The sequence below is a fragment of the Kitasatospora sp. NPDC059088 genome (assembly GCF_042738155.1).
Taxonomy (GTDB): Bacteria; Actinomycetota; Actinomycetes; order Streptomycetales; family Streptomycetaceae; genus Kitasatospora.
Genome location: NZ_JBHYGR010000030.1, coordinates 1 through 5,349 on the forward strand (window position 1 = coordinate 1; position 5,349 = coordinate 5,349).

Sequence of the window (5,349 nt, forward strand, 5' to 3'; positions counted from 1 at the left end):
GGGGGGTGTTTGGTGTTCGTGGGGGCGGGTGGGGGGGGGGGGGCCCCCCGGCGGGGGGGCCCGGCCAACAAAAAACCGCCCGCCCCCCGGGCCCCGCCCGAACCCCGCCGCCCCCGGCGGCGATCACCACCACCGGGCCCGATCCGGTGGTGGTGATCACGGGCTCACGCCGCGAGCGGGCTTTCCTCCTCGGGGGCGGGGATGTCCACGGCGAGCGCCGGATGGGCGGCGGCGATGCGGCGCAGACGGGTGCGGGCGTCGGCGCGGGCTGCGGGGCTGGGCGCCTGCCGGGCAGCCTCGGTGAGGTGGGCGGTGAACGCTGCGAGCGCGGCGGGGGTGTGCAGGATGATCCGGCGGGGCTGGAAGACCGCTGCCGGGTCGCCGAGTCGACGGGCGGCGGTCCAAGCCCGGTAGAACTCCTGGGTGCCGGGGGTGAGGGGTTGGTGTCCGGCGAGTTGGCCGCTGAGCCAGTCGGCGAGGAATCCGCCGACTTCCACGGTGGTCGGGCTCGTCTGGGGGGCTCGGAGTCGGGTCCAGCGGGTGAGGAGGGTTTCGAGCTGGGCCAGGCGGCGGACGGCGGGGCGAAGCTCGTCCGCCTCCCGTGCGGCCCTGGTGAGCTGCTCGTCGGCTGCGGCTCGCAGGTAGTTGGTGTGTTGGGCGTGGCGATGGGGGTCGGCGCGGTACTCGGCGATGAGCTTCTCCCCGATGTCCCGGGCGCGGGCGCGGGCGCTCTCGGTCGCTACTTCGTAGGGGCTGCGGTGGAGCCGTTCCCACGGGTCGCGGGTGCTGGTCGAGCCGGGCGGCGGCAGGGTGATGCCGTCGTAGATCCACGCGTTGTAGACCGCGAGTCGGTCGGTGTACCCGCTCGGGTTCTCGGTCGGGTCGTAGCGGCCGGAGATGAGGCGAAGGCTGGTGTAGGCGTCGGGATCATCGCGTTCGCCTGGCGCGGGCTCGGGGTGCACGGTGACGGTGCCGAAGACGTGCGGGGCACGGACGGTGTAGTACGTGAGACCGTTCTGCGCGTATTCGACGTCGTAGCGCAGCAGCAGGCGGCTTGCGGTGTAGGTGGTGATCAAGGACTCTCCGGGTGGCCGGCCGGACCGTGGTGGCCCGGCCGGCTCGGGTTCAGCGCCTGGCGGCTGGGGTGCTGGGGAGGATCGGCGGGATGCCGTGCGCTTCGGCGGCGGCGTTGATGAGCTTCGGCAGGCGTAGGGCCGCCGCCTGGAGCCACAGGAGGCCGCCGACGACGGCCAGCAGTGCGCCGGTGATGAGGAGTTGGTCGTAGATGGCGCACGCCGCGCCGAGCCCGGTGAGGGCGAGGACGGCGGCGAACAGGGCGCGCTGGATGGTGTTGATGGTGCTGGTCAGCCCGGACTCGGACGGGGTGCTGCTCACGGGTGGGGCCTCTCGGTGCCTGGATTCGGCGGGCCGGGCGGCTCGGTGCCGCCCGGCCCTGGCGATCATCCCGCCATGGCCGGGGTCGGCCAAGGGTTGACGGCGGGCGGGGTCGTGGGGCGGGGCGGCCACGTCGCGGCGGGCGCCCCCTGGGCGGGCGCGGCCTGTTGGGTAGCGAGGCGCTTTCCGGTCGCCTTGGCGACCTCGGCGGTGGCGAAGCGCAGGGCCGGGCCGACTTCGTCGATCAGCAGCTCGGTGTAGATGCGGCGGGGCCCGTCTGCAGGCTGGTACGAGCGCTGCTTGAGCGTGCCGGTGACGATCACGCGGGTGCCCTTGGTCAGGCTCGCCGCGATGTTCTCGGCGTAGCCGCGCCAAGCGACGCACGGCATGGACAGGGAGTCGCCGTCCCGCCAGACGCGGGCCGTGCTGTCGTACGTCTTCTCGTTCGCGATGACGGTCATATTGAGCACCGCCGCGCCGCCGTCCGTGTACTGGAGGGTCGGGTTGTCCGCGAGGTTGCCGATGAGGGTCATCTTGGTCTCGCCTGCCATGTTGCTGCTCCTCTTGGGGTTCGGTACGGGCGCCGTGGTCTCGGTCCGCCGGTCGGGGGTGCCTTCCCCGACCAACAAGACAAGAATACCTCAATAGGGGTTTTTGGTCAAGCATAAAGACGGAGTGCACGTCCCGGGGAGGATAACTGACGGACCATCAGTTTCGAGGGCGCACCTCCCCCGTCCCCCCGATAGCTGCCTGGGGTCCGGGGCAAAGAGGCCGTCCGGGTCAAGGGCCGGCCGCAGGCCGGTGGCGAAGCCACGCGCAGCGCCGTTGAGGCGGGCGGCCGGCTCCGGATACTGGGCCGCGAAGGGGGGCCGGGGGAACCGCGCAGCGGGGCGCCCGAACCCCGCCACCCCCGGCGGCACGCTCTTAACTTTCCCTGTATTGTTCCGAGTTGGTTGCCCGGTACGGGGTGCCGGGGTGACGGATGCAGCTCGGGCTGGTCATGCGAGTGAGCTAACCAGGTAGCCCGAAGGGGGCGATCCTCACGCCGTTCTGATTCCGCTCGTGTCGGCGGTCTCGCTTGGACCACTTCTTCTACAGGTGGTCGGGCTGAGGCTGCCTGCCGCCGGTTCGACCGCCAGAAAGGCCATCGAACCGTGGACTGGGATGGCATCTCCCTGTGGCTGCTGGCCGCTTTCGGAATCCTGACCTTGGCGCTCACACAATTCGTCTCATTGGTAAAGCAGTTGCCTGATCTCCTGGAGGCACTCCGGAAGGTGCGGGCGGCGTGGCGTGATGGCGGGAGTGCTGACTGAGGCGCTGCGCTCGACCCTCGGTGCTCTACCCTGGGAGTCCGCATGCTCCTCCGTTCTCGGGGGTGCTGTGGTCTCCGGCCGGTGGACCGTGCCAACCCGCTTCCGCGGGGGTGTCCACCGGCCGCCATCGTTCCCGGGGTCAGCGCCGGATGGTCGGCTGGTTGGGCGGCTGGACCGGCGGCGGGGGCTGGATCACCGGTGCCGGTGTCGGCGCCGGGGTTGCCCTGACGGTCGCGCTGGTCGTGGTGGCTGCTCGGGTCCTCGGTGCCGGCTGGTCGACAGTGAGGTCCGAGAGCATCGAGCGCAGCGGGCCGTTGTTGCCGTTGAAGCTGGCGATGGACGCGAGCGTGTTGCGGTCGGGGTCGAGCCTGGTCCAGTCGATCGGGTGCCCGGCCTCGGCCGCGAGCTGCCCGAGGAAGGCCCGCTGGGCCCGCCCGTTGCCCTCCCTGAACGGGTGCAACGCGTTCACGTCGCCGTACAGGTCGGCCAGGCCGGTGAGGAAGCTGTCTCGGTCGAGGCCGCGGAGGTGGTTCTGGCGGCGGGCGAGACGGCCGAAGGTGTCGTTCGCGAAATCGGGGATCATGCGGACGAGGCAGAACCGGGTGTTGTCCTTGGCGATCTCGATGCTGCGGGTCTGTCCGGCCCACGGGTAGATGCTGCCGAAGACCTCCCAGTGGAACGCCTGGAGGTGTGCTAGGTCGTAGGTGCCGGGGACCGGCTTCTCGGCGAGGCGGGTGAGGCGGGCGGCGGTGATGTCGGCCTCGGCGGCGGCGAGGGCCTGGGGGTCGGTGATGCCGAGCTTGTTGCGCAGGACGCCGCTGTCCGGGTCGGCGTACGGGTCGGCCATCAGGGGGCCGGCTGCTCGGTGTCCGGAGCGCGGTGGCGTGCCTCGGCACGAGCCACCAGCTCGTCGGCGGAGATCGTTCCGGCGGCGTACTCCTCCGCGTCGGCGGCGTAGTCCGCGGTGGGGGTGAGCCCCTCGGCCCGGACGGAGCCCAGGGCGGAGGACAGCGCGCGGCGGCGGCTCTCCGGGGTGGCGGGGTCGTGCATCGGCGTTGCTCCTCGTCTCCGCGTGGGGCGGGCGCGGGTGGTTCTCATCAGCGTACGTGCCCGGTGCCGACCGGCGCGCTGGTGCTCCGGGCGGCCGGGCGGGACGGGCGCGGCAGATGGCTCGCCACAGTCGGCGGGCGCGCGCGATGGGGAGGGGGCTCGATGCCCCCTCCCCATCGGTGCCGGCCGCCGGTCCGGGCGGCCGGGTCAGGCGGCGATCGGCCGGGCCTCTCCCACCGGCACGTGCAGCGCTGTCACGCGGGCCTCGCCGGTTTCGGCCTTCTCGATCATGGCAACCTGGGCCGCCGCCCGTTCCCGCTCTCGGGTCAGCTTCTCCTGGAGCTGGGCTACCTCTTCCTCCAACTCCTGAATGGCCTGCTGGTGGTGGCGATACCGGGCGGGCGCGTGCTGCTCGTTGTGGGCGCGGCGCAGCTCGGCCGCCCACGGGCGGGTGAGCATGTGGTGGGTGATCGCGTAAACGATGGCGGCGGTCCTGCGCTGGGTTCCTTCCGGGGCGGTGGGGCTGTAATGGCCGCCGGTCTCCCGCCGGACGACCAGCCATCGGTGACTGGTCGGGCTCATCGACTCGGAGTGGAAGACCGCTTGCTGAGCGAGCTGGACGCCGTAGACGGTCGGCGCGTCCTCGAAGTGCTCGGTGAACGGGCTCGGCGTCGGCTTGCCGTACGTGATCTCGATGGCGTCGCCGCCGCAGCAGCTCAGGTAGTAGTGGCCCGACTGCCACCCAACGGTGATGGTGCCTCCCAGCTCCGCGACGCGGTACAGGGCGGCTCCCCGCTCCCAGTCCAGGGTGACGGTGGCGTGCATCCGGTAGCCGACTTCGGTGACCACGGTGACGTACTGTGGGCCGGTCGGCCGGGTGCTGTTCATGCCGCCGCCCGGGTGAGCGCGGGGGCTTCGGTGTCATCGAAGCTCGGCACCATCCCAGCGGCCAGCTCCTCGACGTCGGGAAGGTTGTCCCAGTGGCGCGCGGCGTGCCGGTACGCCGTAGTCCAGAGGTTGAGCTGGCTGGTGAAGGCGTCCATGTCGGTGACGATCGTCAGCAGACCGCCGATGCTGACGCGCAGTTGCGGCGCGCGGGTGGGGCTGATCTTCTCGTGCAACGTCTCCACGATCGGCGGGCGGACCGGGGCGTCAAGGCGCAGGTGCCCGGATATCTGTCCTTCGGGCTCCGGGACGACGCCGGGCCGAAGCCGCGCGAACAGCTCGGTGGCCTGATCGGCGGCGCCCGACCACGCCGCGTACGCCTCGTAGGCGGGTTGCGGGTGGGCCAGGCGGATGCGGGCGGAGGGCATGGTCATCAGGATCGTTCGGGCGAGCAGCACGGCGTGCGTCTCGTGGCGGCCCGCGAGGTGTACGGCGAGATCGGTCCGGACGTTGCGCGGTGGGTCGTCGGTGGTAGCGAGGTACAGGTGCATGCATGCCTCCGGCGTTGGTGGTGTGGTCTACGGGAGCCGGGGGTGTCCGGTGCCATCGGACACACCCCCGCGGGGGGGGGGGGGCTGAAAACACCCACAATGTATCCCCCCTTAAGGTGGGGTTTATACCCGGTGAGGGGGGTGCCATGGCCAGA

General features: G+C 71.6%; 7 protein-coding genes. All 7 read right to left on the bottom strand.

The window, feature by feature from the left end:
- Positions 1–164: 164 nt before the first annotated feature.
- The gene (locus ACFWXO_RS16030) at positions 165–1,076 is read right to left on the bottom strand and encodes a hypothetical protein (protein WP_380524541.1); all 912 of its coding nucleotides are present in this window, start codon (positions 1,074–1,076) and stop codon (positions 165–167) included.
- A 49-nt stretch (positions 1,077–1,125) separates the two neighbouring features.
- Positions 1,126–1,395, bottom strand: coding sequence for a hypothetical protein (locus tag ACFWXO_RS16035; protein WP_380524542.1), 270 nt, complete (start codon positions 1,393–1,395; stop codon positions 1,126–1,128).
- A 65-nt stretch (positions 1,396–1,460) separates the two neighbouring features.
- Complete coding sequence (ssb, locus tag ACFWXO_RS16040) at positions 1,461–1,946, bottom strand: single-stranded DNA-binding protein (RefSeq protein WP_380524543.1); 486 nt, start codon at positions 1,944–1,946, stop codon at positions 1,461–1,463.
- 901 nt (positions 1,947–2,847) lie between these two features.
- A complete protein-coding gene (locus ACFWXO_RS16045) occupies positions 2,848–3,555 on the bottom strand; it encodes a Fic/DOC family protein (RefSeq protein WP_380524544.1) in 708 nt (235 codons plus the stop codon).
- The gene (locus ACFWXO_RS16050; protein WP_380524545.1) at positions 3,555–3,758 is read right to left on the bottom strand and encodes a hypothetical protein; all 204 of its coding nucleotides are present in this window, start codon (positions 3,756–3,758) and stop codon (positions 3,555–3,557) included. Before ACFWXO_RS16050 ends, ACFWXO_RS16045 begins: the two co-directional genes overlap by 1 nt.
- Before the next feature lie 207 nt (positions 3,759–3,965).
- Positions 3,966–4,646 carry a bZIP transcription factor gene (locus ACFWXO_RS16055; protein WP_380524546.1) on the bottom strand — a complete coding sequence of 227 codons (681 nt, stop codon included), beginning with the start codon at positions 4,644–4,646 and terminating at the stop codon, positions 3,966–3,968.
- Entirely contained in the window at positions 4,643–5,194 is a 552-nt protein-coding gene (locus tag ACFWXO_RS16060; RefSeq protein ID WP_380524547.1) for a hypothetical protein, read from the bottom strand. The genes ACFWXO_RS16055 and ACFWXO_RS16060 overlap by 4 nt, the downstream gene beginning before the upstream one ends.
- Positions 5,195–5,349: the final 155 nt, after the last annotated feature.

Excerpts from the sequence above, each read along its gene's own strand:
- ACFWXO_RS16060 (WP_380524547.1), bottom strand. The coding sequence starts at position 5,194 with ATGCACCTGTACCTCGCTACCACCGACGACCCACCGCGCAACGTCCGG.
- ACFWXO_RS16055 (WP_380524546.1), bottom strand. The coding sequence starts at position 4,646 with ATGAACAGCACCCGGCCGACCGGCCCACAGTACGTCACCGTGGTCACC.
- ACFWXO_RS16050 (WP_380524545.1), bottom strand. The coding sequence starts at position 3,758 with ATGCACGACCCCGCCACCCCGGAGAGCCGCCGCCGCGCGCTGTCCTCC.
- ssb (WP_380524543.1), bottom strand. The coding sequence starts at position 1,946 with ATGGCAGGCGAGACCAAGATGACCCTCATCGGCAACCTCGCGGACAAC.
- ACFWXO_RS16045 (WP_380524544.1), bottom strand. The coding sequence starts at position 3,555 with ATGGCCGACCCGTACGCCGACCCGGACAGCGGCGTCCTGCGCAACAAG.